Raw genomic sequence first — 13,453 nt, 5'->3', positions numbered from 1 at the left:
CACGCGCGTGCGGCTCACCAGGGCATCCACTCCGAAACATAAGGACGCCGTCAAGAGCGTTCCGGTTACCGACGCCTTCCGTTATCCAGCCGGTACGCAGGGGAGCACCCTCTTCACGCATCGTGGCCGGTTGAAGCCGGATCGTTATGCTCAAGTTCCGCTCAGATGTAATGACGCTGGTTGTACGGCATTACTACTGTCCTCCCAACCGAGGAGGATGGAGCAAGACCCCGATGACCGATGTATCGGTGACCAAGGACGCCATTCCCGCGGCCGACGAGCTGGTCGTGCTGAACCAAGTCAACAAGCACTTCGGCGCGCTGCACGTGCTCCAGGACATCGACCTGACCATCGCGCGTGGTGAGGTCGTCGTCGTCATCGGACCCTCGGGCTCCGGCAAGTCGACGCTGTGCCGCACGATCAACCGCCTGGAGACCGTCGACACGGGTGCCATCACGATCGACGGCAAGCCGCTGCCCCAGGAGGGCAAGGAGCTGGCCCGCCTCCGCGCGGACGTGGGCATGGTCTTCCAGTCCTTCAACCTCTTCGCGCACAAGACCGTGCTCGAGAACGTGATGCTGGGGCAGATCAAGGTCCGCAAGGCGGACAAGAAGGCGGCCGAGGCCAAGGCTCGCACCCTGCTCGACCGGGTGGGCGTCGGCACGCAGGCGGACAAGTACCCCGCACAGCTCTCCGGCGGGCAGCAGCAACGCGTCGCGATCGCACGGGCGTTGGCGATGGACCCCAAGATCATGCTCTTCGACGAGCCGACGTCGGCCCTCGACCCGGAGATGATCAACGAGGTCCTCGAGGTCATGCAGCAGCTCGCCCGTGACGGCATGACGATGATCGTCGTGACGCACGAGATGGGCTTCGCGCGCTCGGCGGCCAACCGCGTGGTCTTCATGGCGGACGGACGGATCGTCGAAGAGGCCACCCCCGACCAGTTCTTCAGCAACCCGCGCAGCGACCGGGCCAAGGACTTCCTGTCGAAGATCCTGCACCACTGACGCAGACGCATGAGCGTCCGACTTTCCCACGGCCGAATCTGCCGACACGAAGGATATTCACCATGAAGCTCCGCAAGTCCGCCGCCGCGGCGGCCACTGTCGCCGTGCTCGCCCTCGCCGCCACCGCGTGCGGCGGAGACTCCGGCAACGCCGGTGACAAGCCCGCCGGCGGCGCCGGCGGCAAGGACCAGCCGAAGCTGCCCACGTACACGGTCGCCTCGGGCGTGAAGCTGGACTCCGCGACGCTGAAGCGCGCGCAGAAGGCCGGAAAGATCGTCATCGGCGCCAAGAACGACCAGCCGTTCCTCGGCTTCCAGGACACCGACGGCAAGCGCTCCGGCTTCGACATCGAGATCGCCAAGATGGTCGCCGCCGACCTCGGCTTCAAGCCGTCGCAGATCGAGTTCAAGACGATCGACTCGAACGTCCGTGAGACGACCATCTCCAAGGGCGAGGTCGACCTCTACGTGGGCACGTACACGATCAACGACGAGCGCAAGAAGCAGGTCGGTTTCGCCGGCCCGTACTTCATGGCCGGCGCCGACCTCCTCGTCCGCGGTGACGAGAAGGGCATCACGGGCCCCGACTCCGTCAAGGGCAAGACCGTCTGCTCCATCAAGGGCTCGACCCCGCTCCAGGAGATCAAGAAGCCCAAGTACGGCGCCAAGACCGTCGAGCTGTCCAAGTACTCCGAGTGCGTGCAGCAGCTGCTCAACAACGAGGTCGACGCCGTCACCACCGACGACGCGATCCTCAAGGGCTACGCCGCCCAGCGCCCGGGCAAGCTGAAGGTCGTCGGCAAGCCGTTCACCGAGGAGCCGTACGGCGTCGGCATGAACAAGGACGACAAGGCGCTGCGCGAGGCGGTCTCGAAGGCCCTCGAGGCGCACGAGAAGAACGGCGACTACAAGAAGGCGTACGACGCGACGCTCGGCCTGTCCAAGTCCGCGTACACCGCGCCGCCGGCGCTCGAGCGCTACTGACGCGCTGACGGTGCGGGCCCCGGCCCGCACCGTACGACCCCCCGGCAGTGACCGGCCCGCCACGGGCGCAACCGCACAGTGCGCCCGTGGCCCGGCCCTCGCTGCCTGTCCGCCGCCGCCCACGAGGACATCCCCGTGAACGTATTGCTCGACCATCTCGCGGAATTCCGCGAGGGGTTCATAGGCACCGTCCTGCTGACCCTGGCCAGCGGGCTCCTCGCGATGATCCTGGGTGTCATCATCGCCGGGTTCCGTGTCTCACCCGTGCCCCCGCTGCGCTTCTTCGGCACCGCCTGGGTCACGCTCTTCAGGAACACCCCGCTGACCCTGCTCTTCCTTGTGGCGTGGTTCGTCGTTCCGGTCATCTTCATGCCGGGCCTCAGCCCGTGGGCCAAGGCCCTCATGGCGCTGGGCTTCTACACCTCGGCGTTCGTGTGCGAGGCCGTCCGGTCCGGCATCAGCACGGTGCCGCTGGGACAGGCGGAGGCCGCCCGGTCCATCGGAATGACCTTCTTCCAGACGCTGCGCCTGATCATCCTTCCGCAGGCCACCCGCACCGTCCTGCCGCCGCTCAGCTCGATCTTCATCGCGCTGACGAAGAACTCGGCGATCGCGGGCGCGTTCAGTGTCACCGAGCTGTTCGGCGTGCAGAAGCTGCTCAGCGACCAGGGCTTCGCCATCGCCTGGATCTTCCTCTGGGTGGCCCTCGGCTACCTGGTCATCACCTTCACCATCAGCGGTCTCTTCCGGCTGCTCGAGCGGCGCATGGGGGTCGCACGATGAGTTCGAGCGTCCTGTACGACGCACCGGGCCCCAAGGCCCGGGTGCGCAACCGCATCTACACGGTCGCCGGCTCCCTGGCCGTCCTCGGCCTGATCGCGTTCACCCTCTACCGGATGAACGTCAAGGGGCAGCTGGAGCCCGAGGTCTGGAACATCTTCAACAACGCCGGTGTGCGGACCAGCATCCGCGACGGCGTGGTCACCACGCTGAAGGTGTTCGCCGTCGCCGGCGTGCTCTCCCTGGTGCTCGGCCTGCTCCTGGCCGTCGCGCGCCTGTCCGAGCACAAGACGGTCCGCTGGGCGGCCACGGGCTTCATCGAACTGTTCCGCGCGATCCCGCTGCTGATCACGATCTACGCCCTGTGGTTCCTGTTCCTGACCTACAAGAACGACCTCGGCGTCGTCGGCGACAACACCGCCTTCTGGGCGCTCGTCATCGGCCTGACCGTCTACAACGGCTGTGTGCAGGCCGAGGTGATCCGGGCGGGCGTCAACGCCGTGCCGCGCGGACAGGTGGAAGCCGCGTACGCACTGGGGCTGCGCAAGTCGCAGGTCATGACGATGCTGCTGCTGCCGCAGGCCGTGCGCGCCATGCTGCCGACGATGATCAGCCAGCTCGTGGTGACCCTCAAGGACACCTCGCTCGGCTACATCATCACGTACAGCGAACTGCTCTTCGCGGCCCGCACGATGGCCAGCAACATCATCGTCAACGGCGAGAACCCCATCACCGCGGTGGTCATCGTCGTCGGCGCGATCTACGTGGCACTGTGTCTGGCCCTGGCCGGGCTCGCCACCTGGATCGAGCGGCGCGGCCGTCGCGCGAAGACGGGCATCGCGGTGGCTGCCGCCACCGAGCCCTCCGTCGTGGACGGGACCGACTGAACCACTCTGCAGAAGAACTGACGAGATGTGAGCAAACGGAGGCAGTGGCATGATCGCCACTGCCTCCGTCACTTGACGCAAGCACCCGCAATGGGTTGCATACGTTCTGTGATCGCGCACCCCGCTCCAACTGCCCTTTCTTGTACGCCTCCCACAGCACTCCCCGGGGCAGGAGGAGCCGCGCCGTGGACCCGGTGATCGTCGTCGGAGCCGGCCCCGTCGGGCTCACGCTCTCCCTCGCTCTCGCCCGCCACGGCGTGCCCTCCGTCGTGCTCGACGAGGGTCCCGGCAAGGACGAACAGCGCCCCGCACGGACCGTGATCCTCCGCGAGGACACCGCCGCCCTCATGGAGCGGCTCGCCCGGACGTCGTTCGACGCGACGGGCGCGCGGTGGACCGGCTGGCGTTCCCTGCGGCGCAAACAGGTGATGCGGGAACTCGCCTTCGGTGAGCAGATGCCCTCGCCCCTGCATCTGGCCCAGCACGAACTGACGGGCGCCCTGCGCGAGGCCGCCGCCGGCGAGCGGCTCATCAAGGTCGCCGTGAACAGCCGCCTCGACTCGATCGAGCAGGAGAGCGGCGCACTGACCGCGCACACCCGCGGCCCGAAGGGCACCTGGTGGCGCGGGAGCTTCCTGGTGGGCTGCGACGGCCCGCGCTCCACGGTCCGCAAGCTGCTCGACATCCGCTTCCCCGGCCGCACGTCCGTCGAGCGACACGCCGTCGCCGCGCTGCGCACGGAACTTCCCTGGCCCGGCGAGGCGTTGCTTCATCGGAGCCTTCCCTGGCGGACGTCGGGCCCGACCGGCGGGGAGGTCGTCGGCCGCCCCCTCGCCGACGGCGTCTGGCGCCTCGACTGGCTGCTGCCGCCCCGCAGCGAGCTCGTCACGCCCGACATCCTGGTGACCCGCATCCGGGAGACGCTGGCCGGCTGGTGCGCCGGCTCGACACCGCCGTACGAGCTGCTGGACACAGGGGTGCACACGGTTCACCACCGCCTGGCCCGGCGGTGGCGGGTCGGCCGGGTCTTCCTCGCCGGTGACGCGGCGCACCTGCTCGGCGCGCTCGGCACCCAGGGCCTCGACGAGGGGCTGAGGGACGCGGACAACCTCGCCTGGAAGCTGGCCGTCGCCTGGCACGACGGCCCGCACGAGGCGCTCCTCGACAGCTATCAGGCCGAGCGCCGCGCCGTCGTCGCGGGGCGGCTGCGCGCCGCCGACCAGGCGCTGCCGATACTGCGGGGCGGCAAGGGACTGCGCTCGTACGTCGCCGGATCCGCGCGCGGCCATGACGTGCTGCTCACGGACGGTCACCTGGGACACGGAGCGCTGGGGGCTCCGGGGACGTACGCCGAATCACCTCTCGCGCCGGAGCCCTCCGAAGCGGCGGTCGCCGTGGGTACGGCTCCGGGCGCGCCCGTCCGGGACGTGCGGGTCACGGCCCCCGACGGGTCCTTCGTCCGGCTGCGGGACCGGCTCGGCCTCGGTCACCTGCTCGTCGTCCTGATCGCGCCCGGCACGGGTGTGTGGGAGCGGCGGCACTGGGTCTCGGCCGGTGTCATGCCACGGCTCGCGGCCGCCGTCACCGCGCTCCCGTACGAGGCGGAGCTGCTGGTCGCGGAGAGTTACCCGGGCGCCCCGGCACACTCCGTACTCCTTGTGCGCCCGGACGGCCACCTGGTCACGGCCCTGAGCGGGGTGCATCCCGCTCAGCTGCACGCGGCCGCGCAAGCCGCGCTCGGGGGGCCCGTGGAGGACGGCGCGAAGGCCGGGAGCGCCGCCCGAACAAGTTGACCGACCCCCTCCGCCATGGTGTACTCCGGAGCGTGACCGACACCGATGTGCGCCTGTGGCGGAGGGTCCATATGGACCTCGTCCGCTATGCGGGCTGCGTGTGTCGCCCGTCCTGCTGAATTCGCCTCTCCCCTCTGCGCGCCCCCTTTTCCCGGGTTCACGGGCTCTTCCGGGCCTTCTCGCGCGCTTTCCGCGAACCTTCAGGACGGTGTCCGTGTCTGCCTCAGCCTCCCCTTCCCTGGTGACCGCCGCGCCCACGCAGCGTGACCTTCTCGACTTCGTACGCCGTACCGCCGAGGACCACGAACTCATCGCCTCGCTCCCGCTGGACCCCGAGGGCCGCACATGGGTGCGGCTCGAAGGGCCCGGCGGCAGCGAGGCCTGGCTCATCGGCTGGCCGCCCGGCACCGGCACCGGCTGGCACGACCACGCCGAATCCGTCGGCGCCTTCCTCACGGCGTCGGGCGAGCTCAAGGAGAACTCACTCACGGCCCGGCTGCCCGCCGACGGCTGGAAGACGCTCGAACTGTCCGAAGGAGTCGACCGCGAACGGACGTTGACCGCGGGCAAGGGCAGGGCCTTCGGGCAGCACCACGTGCACGAGGTTCTCAACGAGTCCACGAGCGAGCACGCGGTCTCCGTGCACGCCTACTACCCGCCGCTCCCGCAGATCCGCCGCTACAGCCGCACGGGCGCGGTGCTGCGACTCGAGACGGTGGAGCGGCCGGAGGACTGGCAGTGAGCGGAGGGGGCAGGGTGGGAGACGTGACTGCTGGGGTGGGAGACGTGAGCGGCTCGGGTGGTGAACGGCCCGAGGGCATCGACGAGTTGCTCGACCGGGTGCGCCTCGGCCTGGACCGGGTCGAGGCCGACGAGGCGCATGCGGCCGCCACGGCGGGCGACGCGCTCCTCGTCGACATCCGCTACGCGGCGCTGCGCGAGCGGGACGGGCTGATCCCCGGGGCACTCGTGGTGGAGCGCAACGAACTGGAGTGGCGGCTCGATCCGCAGGGCAGCCATCGCGCGGCCGAGGCCACGAGCCACGATCTGCGTGTCGTGGTCGTCTGCAACGAGGGCTACGCGTCGAGCCTCGCCGCCGTCTCCCTGCGGCAGTTGGGGCTGCACCGGGCCACGGATCTGGTCGGGGGCTTCCAGGCGTGGAAGGCGGCAGGACTGCCGGTGTCCGAGTGACGGTCGCGCGCGGCTGCAGGAGTACGTGAGGGTGGGCGCCCCGGCGTAAGGGGCGCCCACCATTGCGTACTGCCCCTTACTCCTTGGCTGTTGCCACCTCCACCGGTCGGGGCTTCAGGGCGGCGCGGCCGGGCAGGGCGGTCGCGGTGAGCGCGAGGAGTCCGGCGGCGGCGACCACGGCCACGTAGACGAGGGGTGTGACGGCGGGGGCGGCGCTGCCGGTCATCCCGACGCTGAACGCCGTCAGGACGGCCAGTGCGATTCCGCTGCCCAGGGTCGTGCCGATGAGCAACACGGCGAGGGCCTCGGTGCGCAGCATCCTCAAGACCTGACGGCGGGTGGCGCCGGCGAGGCGGAGCATCGCGAACTCCCGGATGCGTTCGGAGACCGACATCGCGAGGGTGTTGACGACGGCGATCGCGGTGAACGCGAGGATCAGGCCCATGGCGAGGAGGTTGACCTCGGCGTTTTCCTGCTGGCGTTCGGCCTGGAGGTCGTCGGCCGCCTCGGGGGCGAGAACGCGCAGACCGGGGAACTCCCTGACGGTGCTCACGAGTTGTTCCTCCGTACGGCTGGTCCTGACGAGCACGGAGGAGGCGAGGGGATTGTCGACGTGCCGGGCCACCAGGTCATGGGCCAGGGTCAGATCGCCGAAGCCGAGACCCTTCGCGTAGACGGCCGCCACGGTGAGGGTGGCCGGTGTGCCGTCCCCGAGTGTCAGCTTGAGCCTGCTGCCGGGCTGCAAGTGGAGCTGATCTGCGGCGAGTTCGCTGACGGCGACGCCGTCCCGCCGGAAGCCCTTCAGCGATCCCGCGGTGACGTCCGGGTCCCACGTACGCGTGAGGCCTTCGCGGGTGACGCCCTGAGCCGGGTACTTGGCGAGTCCTACGCGCACGGTGGTGCGGACGACCTCGGTCGCGACGACGCCCTTGGCGGCGCGTAGCTTGCGTGCGGCCTCGGCGGGGACGCCGGGCCCCTGGGCCGCGACGATCCAGTCGGCCCGGATGCCTTCGCGCGCCTGGGCTCGTGCCGCGTCGCCCAGGGTCGGCTGGGTGAAGAGGACGGTGCAGGTCATGCCGATGAGGAGGGCGAGCGGTGTGACGGCGGCGGCCATGCGGGCTGCGTTGCCGCGGAGGTTGGCGGTGGCGAGTTTGCCGCCGGGCCCGGTGAGGCGCAGCGGTCCGGCCAGGAGGGCCGCGGCACCCTTCACGAGGAGCGGGCCGAGCAGTGCGACGGAGGAGGCGAGGACGACGACGGCCAGGAAGGTCACGGGAGTTGACGCCGGTTCGGTGCGCAGCGCGCTGAGTACGGCGACGAGGACAGCGCCGCCCGCGAGAAGCGCGATCCCGGCTGCGACGCGCCCCCAGGCCGGTCGGGCACGCTCGACCCTGGCCTCCGTGAGCGCTTCGGCCGGGCGGATACGGGCGATGCGGCGGGCCGAGATCCGGGCGGCGGCCCAGGCACCGAGGAGCGTGGCGCCGACGGCCGCGAACAACGGGAAGACGCTGACGGTCCGTTCGAGGGTCGGCGGCACCGCTCCGAGTTCGACGAAGCGGTGATACAGCCACCCTCCGAGCGGAAGCCCGGCGAGGGAGCCCAGGACGCCCGCGGCGGCGCCGACGATGAGCGCCTCACGGCCCAGGAGCTTGCGGATCTGCCGGGGCGTGGCCGCGATGGCGCGCAACAGGGCGAGTTCGCGGTGGCGTTGCTGAACGGAGAGCGCGAAGGTGCCGACGACGACAAGGACCGCGACGAGAAGGGAGGTGCCGCCCATCGCGCCACCCATGCTGACGAGCTTGATGCGGGCACCCGCCGCGTCGAGGAACTCGACGGGGCCACGGGCGTCGCCGGTGGTGACCTGGGCGGTCGTGCCGTCGAGTGCCTCGGCGACGGCACGCGCCAGCTCTGCCGGCTTCTGACCGGGGGCGGGGATGACGCCGAGGGCGGTGACCTGGCCGGGGTGGCCGGCGAGGCGGCGGGCCTCCGAGGTGGTGAAGAACAGGGAGGTCTGGTGGGTCACTGACGCATGCCCGGCGGGCGCGGCGATCCCGGTGACGCGGTAGGTGCGCGGAGCTCGGGTGGACTGGACGGTGAGGCTGTCCCCGGGTGTCAGGTGGGCGCGGTCGGCCAGGTACCGGTCCACGACGAGGTCTTGGGACTTGGCGGGTGGTGTCCCGGCTGTCAGGGCATAGGGGGTCAGCGCGGCGGAGTCCCAGGCGTGCCCGTACGCGGGCCGGTCGGGGGCGGCGGCTCCCGGCGCCAAGGGCTGTGCCAGGAAGGTGAGTTCGGGGACGACCCGCTCGACGCCCGGGAGGTCGCGGACCCGTCTCGCGGCGTCCTCGGGCAACCAGGCCCGCTCGGCGACGGGTTTGGCCTTGTGCTTGACCTTGGTCTTGCCCTTCTTGTGCTTGACCGTCGTCTTGTGGACGTTCTGGTCGGCGGAGACGACTACGGGCGCGGCCGCGTACCGCTCGGTGCGGATGGTGCCGCGCAGACCGGTCTCCAGAAGGGTGCCGCAGGCCGTGATGAGGGCGGCAGCGCACATGAGGGCGAGAAAAGCACCGAGGAACCCCCCTTTACGGTCCCGGACGGTGTGCAGTGCGTAGCGCAGCATCATGGCGTGTCCGTCTCTGTGGTGGTGTGGAGGGCCGGGATTTCGTCGACAGGGGCCTGATTTCCGTCGGCGGGGGCGTGGTGCGCATGGGCCTGGTGCGGCGGGACGCCGTCGGCGGGAGGCCGGTGCGGCGGAGCTTGGTGCACCGGGGCGCCATCGGCGGGAGCCTGGTGCGACGGGGCGCAGGCGGCGGGAGGCCGGTGCGCATGGGCCTGGTGCGCCGGGGCGCAGGCGGCGGGAGCCCGGTGCGCAGAGGCATCGTCGGCAGGAGGCCGGTGCGGCGGAGCTTGGTGCACCAGGGTGCCGTCGGCGGGAGCCGGGTGCGACGGGGCGCAGGCGGCGGGAGGCCGGTGCGCATGGGCCTGGTGCGCCGGGGCGCCGTCGGCGGGAGCCCGGTGCAGCGGGACGCCGTCGGCAGGAGCCCGGTGCGCCGGGACGCCGTCGGCAGGAGCCTGGTGTGACGGGGCGTCGTCGGCGCGGGTGTCATCGACGTGGGCGCCGTCAGGGCGTGTGCCGTCGACGCGTGTGCCATCGGGGTGGGCCGGTGCCGGGAAGGCGAGCAGGCGGGTCAGGACGGTGCGTGCGCCGTCCGGGGTCTCGCTGTCGGGGCGCTTGTAACGGTTGAGAAGAGCGATGAACTCCTCGAAGAACGAACGGAGTTCGGGCAGCGTGAGCCGGATCGTGCCGCGCGAGTAGGGGAAGGCGTCGGCCCACTCTCCCAGGTCCTGCCCCTGCCGCTGGAGCCGCTCGAAGAGTTCGAGGTCGGCGGCGTACGAGAGGTGGTTCAACTCGTCCATGACGAGCCGGGTTTCGGGGTTCTGGCGGCTGCGGGGCGGAAAGCGGCGGTCACCCGGGACGGCTCGCCACCAGCGCTCACGCCCGCCCACGCTCGGTCCCTGGGCCGAGCTCTCCTCGGTGAATCCGTAGCGGGCCAGCTCACGCAGGTGGTAGCTGGTGGCGCCGGTGTTGAGCCCGAGGCCGCGGGCCAGCATCGCGGAGGTCGCGGGGCCGTGGAGGGCGAGGTGCTGGAGGATCTGCTGGCGGCGGGGCTGAGCCAGCGCCTTCAGAGCGCTGAGATCGCTCAGCTCCTGGCCGCCGGCGGGAGCGGCGGAGCCGGGTTCCGGTGTCATGCGTACACACTCGCCTGTGCACACATCCCTGTGCACTGCGGCGACCAGGCGTCATGACCCGGGGGTTAACCCCACCTGAGTGAGGGCGAGTTCGGCGTCGGACCCCCGTACCGACGCCGCCCTCTCCCTCACCCGGCAGATCTCAGGAGCCCCCTCACCCGGCGGAAAGCAGAAATCCACTCACCCGACGGAGCTCGAAAGCCCCTCACCAGGCGGACACGGCCACGTTCGCCGCGTCGGCCCGAAAACCTCACCCGGCCGAGTTCGAAAGCCCTCACCAGGGGAAGCTCAGAAATCCCCCCACCCAGGGGCTCAGAAATCCCCCGACTCGGCGGAGCTCAGAAGTCCCCCAGCCCGAGGTCCTCGGTCTCCTCGCCCTCTTCCTCCAGGGCCTGGCGGACCACCCTGAGCGCCATGCCCTCCGGGTATCCCTTGCGGGCGAGCATGCCCGCGAGGCGGCGCAGGCGCTTGTCGCGGTCGAGGCCGCGTGTGGAGCGGAGCTTGCGGGCCACGAGCTCGCGGGCGGTCTCCTCCTCCTGCTCGGAGTCGAGCTGCCCGACGGCTTCGTCGATCACCGCCGAGTCCACCCCCTTGGTCCGCAGCTCCCGGGCGAGTGCCCGCCGGGCCAGCCCCCGGCCGTGATGGCGCGACTCCACCCAGGCGTCCGCGAAGGCGCCGTCGTTGATCAGGCCGACCTCCTCGAAGCGGGACAGCACTTCCTCCGCCACCTCATCGGGGATGTCCCGCTTCGCCAGCGCGTCGGCGAGCTGCTTGCGCGTGCGCGGTTGTCCGGTGAGCAGGCGCAGGCAGATGCCTCGCGCCCGCTCCGCCGGGTCCGCGGGCGGCTCCCCCTTCTCGGCCCTCGACGAGGACGGGGAGCCGCTGTCCTGTTCCCCTCCGGCCGCTTCGCCGAAGCCGCCGCGCCGCCGACGGCCACGGCTGCGCCCGCCGCCACGGGTACCGCCACCGCCCCGTGCCCCGTCGCTCGGTCCGTCGCCGTCACGCGGCGCCCCGTGCCCGTCCGGGTCACCCGGGCCCCCGTCGCCCAGGTCCGTCGGGGAGGCGGGGTAGGCGTGATCGGCCCAGTCGGTTCGTCGCGTCACGGACTAGCTCTTGGCCGCCGCGGCCTTGGACTTGGTGGCCTTGCTCGCGGGCGCGGGAACCGTCTTGGCCGCGTCCTCGGCGGGGGCGGCACCCGCCGCGTCGGTACCGGGCTCGGCTGTGGGCGCCTCCGGCTTCACACCGACGCCCAGCTTCTCCTTGATCTTCTTCTCGATCTCGTTGGCCAGGTCGGGGTTGTCCTTCAGGAAGTTGCGCGCGTTCTCCTTGCCCTGACCGAGCTGGTCGCCCTCGTACGTGTACCAGGCGCCGGCCTTGCGCACGAAGCCGTTCTCCACGCCCATGTCGATCAGGCCGCCCTCGCGGCTGATGCCCTGGCCGTAGAGGATGTCGAACTCGGCCTGCTTGAAGGGCGGCGCGACCTTGTTCTTGACGACCTTGACGCGGGTGCGGTTACCGACCGCGTCGGTGCCGTCCTTCAGCGTCTCGATGCGGCGGATGTCGAGTCGCACCGAGGCGTAGAACTTCAGCGCACGGCCACCGGTCGTCGTCTCCGGAGAGCCGAACATGACGCCGATCTTCTCGCGCAGCTGGTTGATGAAGATCGCGGTGGTCTTCGACTGGTTGAGCGCACTGGTGATCTTCCGGAGCGCCTGGCTCATCAGGCGGGCCTGCAGACCCACGTGCGAGTCGCCCATCTCGCCCTCGATCTCCGCGCGCGGCACCAGGGCGGCGACGGAGTCGATGACGATCAGGTCGAGCGCGCCGGAGCGGACCAGCATGTCGACGATCTCGAGCGCCTGCTCACCGTTGTCCGGCTGGGACAGGATGAGGTTGTCGATGTCGACGCCGAGCTTCTTCGCGTACTCCGGGTCGAGGGCGTGCTCGGCGTCCACGAACGCCACGGCGCCACCGGCCCGCTGCGCGTTGGCCACGGCGTGCAGCGTCAGGGTCGTCTTACCGGAGGACTCCGGCCCGTACACCTCCACCACGCGGCCGCGCGGCAGGCCGCCGACGCCGAGGGCCACGTCGAGCGCGGTCGACCCGGTGGGGATGACCTCGATGGGCTCATTCGGCCGCTCGCCCATGCGCATCACTGCGCCCTTGCCGAATTGCCGTTCAATCTGTGCGAGCGCGGCGTCGAGCGCCTTCTCGCGGTCAGTACCTGCCATGGGTTCCACCCGATTTGCTTGAGTCGATCGCTTCACGTCAAAGACGCTAACGCCTGCCACTGACAATCGGCCTCGACGCCCGTCCGCCTGTGGATAACTCGAGGCTCACAGCCCTGCCACTCTCACCGAAATCCCCGAAAACACTGGGGAGAGAGCCGCCGGACACTCCATAAGAATGGATGTTCGATTTTGGTGTCAAGCGCACCACGCGCACCACGCGCCCTGCGATGCGGGGCTCGTGGACTCCGGCGCTCCCCGAGGCGACTCCGGGGCTCCCCGAGGCCTGGAGGTCCGCAGATGCCCTTGGTCCCGCGCCGCAGGACCACCGTGCTGTCCGTCCTCCTCATCCTCTCTCTGACGGGGTGCGGGCGGGATACGAGCGACTCCGGGAAGGCATCGTCCAGGCCCGCCTCGCCCACCCAGACCTCGCCTCCGCCGTCCTGCCGGAGGGGGAGAGCCGGCGCAGCGCGTACGTCAGCGAGTCCGGCGACGCCGAGTTCATGGACGTCGCCGCCGCCTCCGCCACCGACGGCTGGGCGATCGGTCGTGACAGAGCCAGGTGAGCACCGCCACCGAGAAGGCAGGCGGGTGCTCGACCTTCTTCCTCCACCACGACGGAAAGGCGTGGCAGGAACACGACGCCGCGGGCGGTGCCGGCGCGGAGAACTTCTTCCACCACGTGGTGGTGACCTACGGCTCGCCCTGAGAGCCCGACCTCCACCCGCCCGCCTTCTTGAGCCCGGCCCACACCTCGCAGTCTTCTTGAGACCGGCCCACACCCCAGCAGTCTTCCTGAGCCCGGCACGGCAGCCCTCCGAAGCCCGGCCCATCACC

The 13,453-nt window shown here is 70.6% G+C and carries 14 protein-coding genes; 10 read left to right on the top strand and 4 right to left on the bottom strand.

Annotated elements, in window-relative coordinates; translation table 11 throughout:
• Nucleotides 1–233 precede the first annotated feature (233 nt).
• From LGI35_RS31585 to LGI35_RS31555, 8 genes are all read left to right on the top strand, one after another.
• The gene (locus tag LGI35_RS31585) at nt 234–1,010 is read left to right on the top strand and encodes an amino acid ABC transporter ATP-binding protein (protein WP_116509104.1); all 777 of its coding nucleotides are present in this window, start codon (nt 234–236) and stop codon (nt 1,008–1,010) included.
• Between the two features lie 62 nt (nt 1,011–1,072).
• Complete coding sequence (locus LGI35_RS31580) at nt 1,073–1,993, top strand: glutamate ABC transporter substrate-binding protein (protein ID WP_227297694.1); 921 nt, start codon at nt 1,073–1,075, stop codon at nt 1,991–1,993.
• 135 nt (nt 1,994–2,128) lie between these two features.
• Nucleotides 2,129–2,776 (top strand): amino acid ABC transporter permease, encoded by a 648-nt coding sequence (locus LGI35_RS31575; RefSeq protein ID WP_227297693.1) that lies wholly within the window; start codon nt 2,129–2,131, stop codon nt 2,774–2,776.
• On the top strand, nt 2,773–3,660 hold the full coding sequence (locus tag LGI35_RS31570; protein WP_227297692.1) for an amino acid ABC transporter permease: 888 nt from the start codon (nt 2,773–2,775) through the stop codon (nt 3,658–3,660). Before LGI35_RS31575 ends, LGI35_RS31570 begins: the two co-directional genes overlap by 4 nt.
• Before the next feature lie 185 nt (nt 3,661–3,845).
• Entirely contained in the window at nt 3,846–5,453 is a 1,608-nt protein-coding gene (locus LGI35_RS31565; RefSeq protein ID WP_227297691.1) for an FAD-dependent monooxygenase, read from the top strand.
• Between the two features lie 32 nt (nt 5,454–5,485).
• Nucleotides 5,486–5,572: a putative leader peptide gene (locus LGI35_RS46635; protein WP_311605579.1), complete on the top strand. Its 87-nt coding sequence runs from the start codon at nt 5,486–5,488 to the stop codon at nt 5,570–5,572.
• An 89-nt stretch (nt 5,573–5,661) separates the two neighbouring features.
• The gene (locus tag LGI35_RS31560) at nt 5,662–6,195 is read left to right on the top strand and encodes a cupin domain-containing protein (protein WP_227297690.1); all 534 of its coding nucleotides are present in this window, start codon (nt 5,662–5,664) and stop codon (nt 6,193–6,195) included.
• Nucleotides 6,196–6,218: 23 nt separating this feature from the next.
• On the top strand, nt 6,219–6,644 hold the full coding sequence (locus LGI35_RS31555) for a rhodanese-like domain-containing protein (protein ID WP_227297689.1): 426 nt from the start codon (nt 6,219–6,221) through the stop codon (nt 6,642–6,644).
• A gap of 76 nt (nt 6,645–6,720) precedes the next feature.
• Here the strand turns inward: LGI35_RS31555 and LGI35_RS31550 are convergent, their stop codons facing one another.
• The 4 genes from LGI35_RS31550 to recA form a co-directional block, all read right to left on the bottom strand.
• Complete coding sequence (locus LGI35_RS31550) at nt 6,721–9,261, bottom strand: FtsX-like permease family protein (RefSeq protein ID WP_227297688.1); 2,541 nt, start codon at nt 9,259–9,261, stop codon at nt 6,721–6,723.
• Nucleotides 9,258–10,388: a helix-turn-helix domain-containing protein gene (locus LGI35_RS31545; protein ID WP_227297687.1), complete on the bottom strand. Its 1,131-nt coding sequence runs from the start codon at nt 10,386–10,388 to the stop codon at nt 9,258–9,260. The genes LGI35_RS31550 and LGI35_RS31545 overlap by 4 nt, the downstream gene beginning before the upstream one ends.
• A 338-nt stretch (nt 10,389–10,726) precedes the next feature.
• Entirely contained in the window at nt 10,727–11,491 is a 765-nt protein-coding gene (recX, locus tag LGI35_RS31540; RefSeq protein ID WP_227297686.1) for a recombination regulator RecX, read from the bottom strand.
• Nucleotides 11,492–11,494: 3 nt separating this feature from the next.
• A complete protein-coding gene (gene recA, locus LGI35_RS31535) occupies nt 11,495–12,619 on the bottom strand; it encodes a recombinase RecA (RefSeq protein WP_227297685.1) in 1,125 nt (374 codons plus the stop codon).
• A 362-nt stretch (nt 12,620–12,981) separates the two neighbouring features.
• Between recA and LGI35_RS31530 the strand changes: the two genes are divergently transcribed.
• Together LGI35_RS31530 and LGI35_RS31525 are read left to right on the top strand one after the other, a co-directional pair.
• Nucleotides 12,982–13,182, top strand: a complete 201-nt coding sequence (locus LGI35_RS31530; protein ID WP_227297684.1) for a hypothetical protein — start codon at nt 12,982–12,984, stop codon at nt 13,180–13,182.
• Nucleotides 13,179–13,325 (top strand): hypothetical protein, encoded by a 147-nt coding sequence (locus LGI35_RS31525; RefSeq protein WP_227297683.1) that lies wholly within the window; start codon nt 13,179–13,181, stop codon nt 13,323–13,325. Before LGI35_RS31530 ends, LGI35_RS31525 begins: the two co-directional genes overlap by 4 nt.
• The last annotated feature ends 128 nt before the right edge of the window (nt 13,326–13,453 follow it).

This window comes from Streptomyces longhuiensis (assembly GCF_020616555.1).
GTDB lineage: Bacteria > Actinomycetota > Actinomycetes > Streptomycetales > Streptomycetaceae > Streptomyces > Streptomyces longhuiensis.
This window is presented reverse-complemented; position numbering and strand designations above follow the sequence as displayed.

Excerpts from the sequence above, each read along its gene's own strand:
- recA (WP_227297685.1), bottom strand. The coding sequence starts at position 12,619 with ATGGCAGGTACTGACCGCGAGAAGGCGCTCGACGCCGCGCTCGCACAG.
- LGI35_RS31550 (WP_227297688.1), bottom strand. The coding sequence starts at position 9,261 with ATGATGCTGCGCTACGCACTGCACACCGTCCGGGACCGTAAAGGGGGG.
- LGI35_RS31545 (WP_227297687.1), bottom strand. The coding sequence starts at position 10,388 with ATGACACCGGAACCCGGCTCCGCCGCTCCCGCCGGCGGCCAGGAGCTG.
- LGI35_RS31570 (WP_227297692.1), top strand. The coding sequence starts at position 2,773 with ATGAGTTCGAGCGTCCTGTACGACGCACCGGGCCCCAAGGCCCGGGTG.
- LGI35_RS31585 (WP_116509104.1), top strand. The coding sequence starts at position 234 with ATGACCGATGTATCGGTGACCAAGGACGCCATTCCCGCGGCCGACGAG.
- LGI35_RS31580 (WP_227297694.1), top strand. The coding sequence starts at position 1,073 with ATGAAGCTCCGCAAGTCCGCCGCCGCGGCGGCCACTGTCGCCGTGCTC.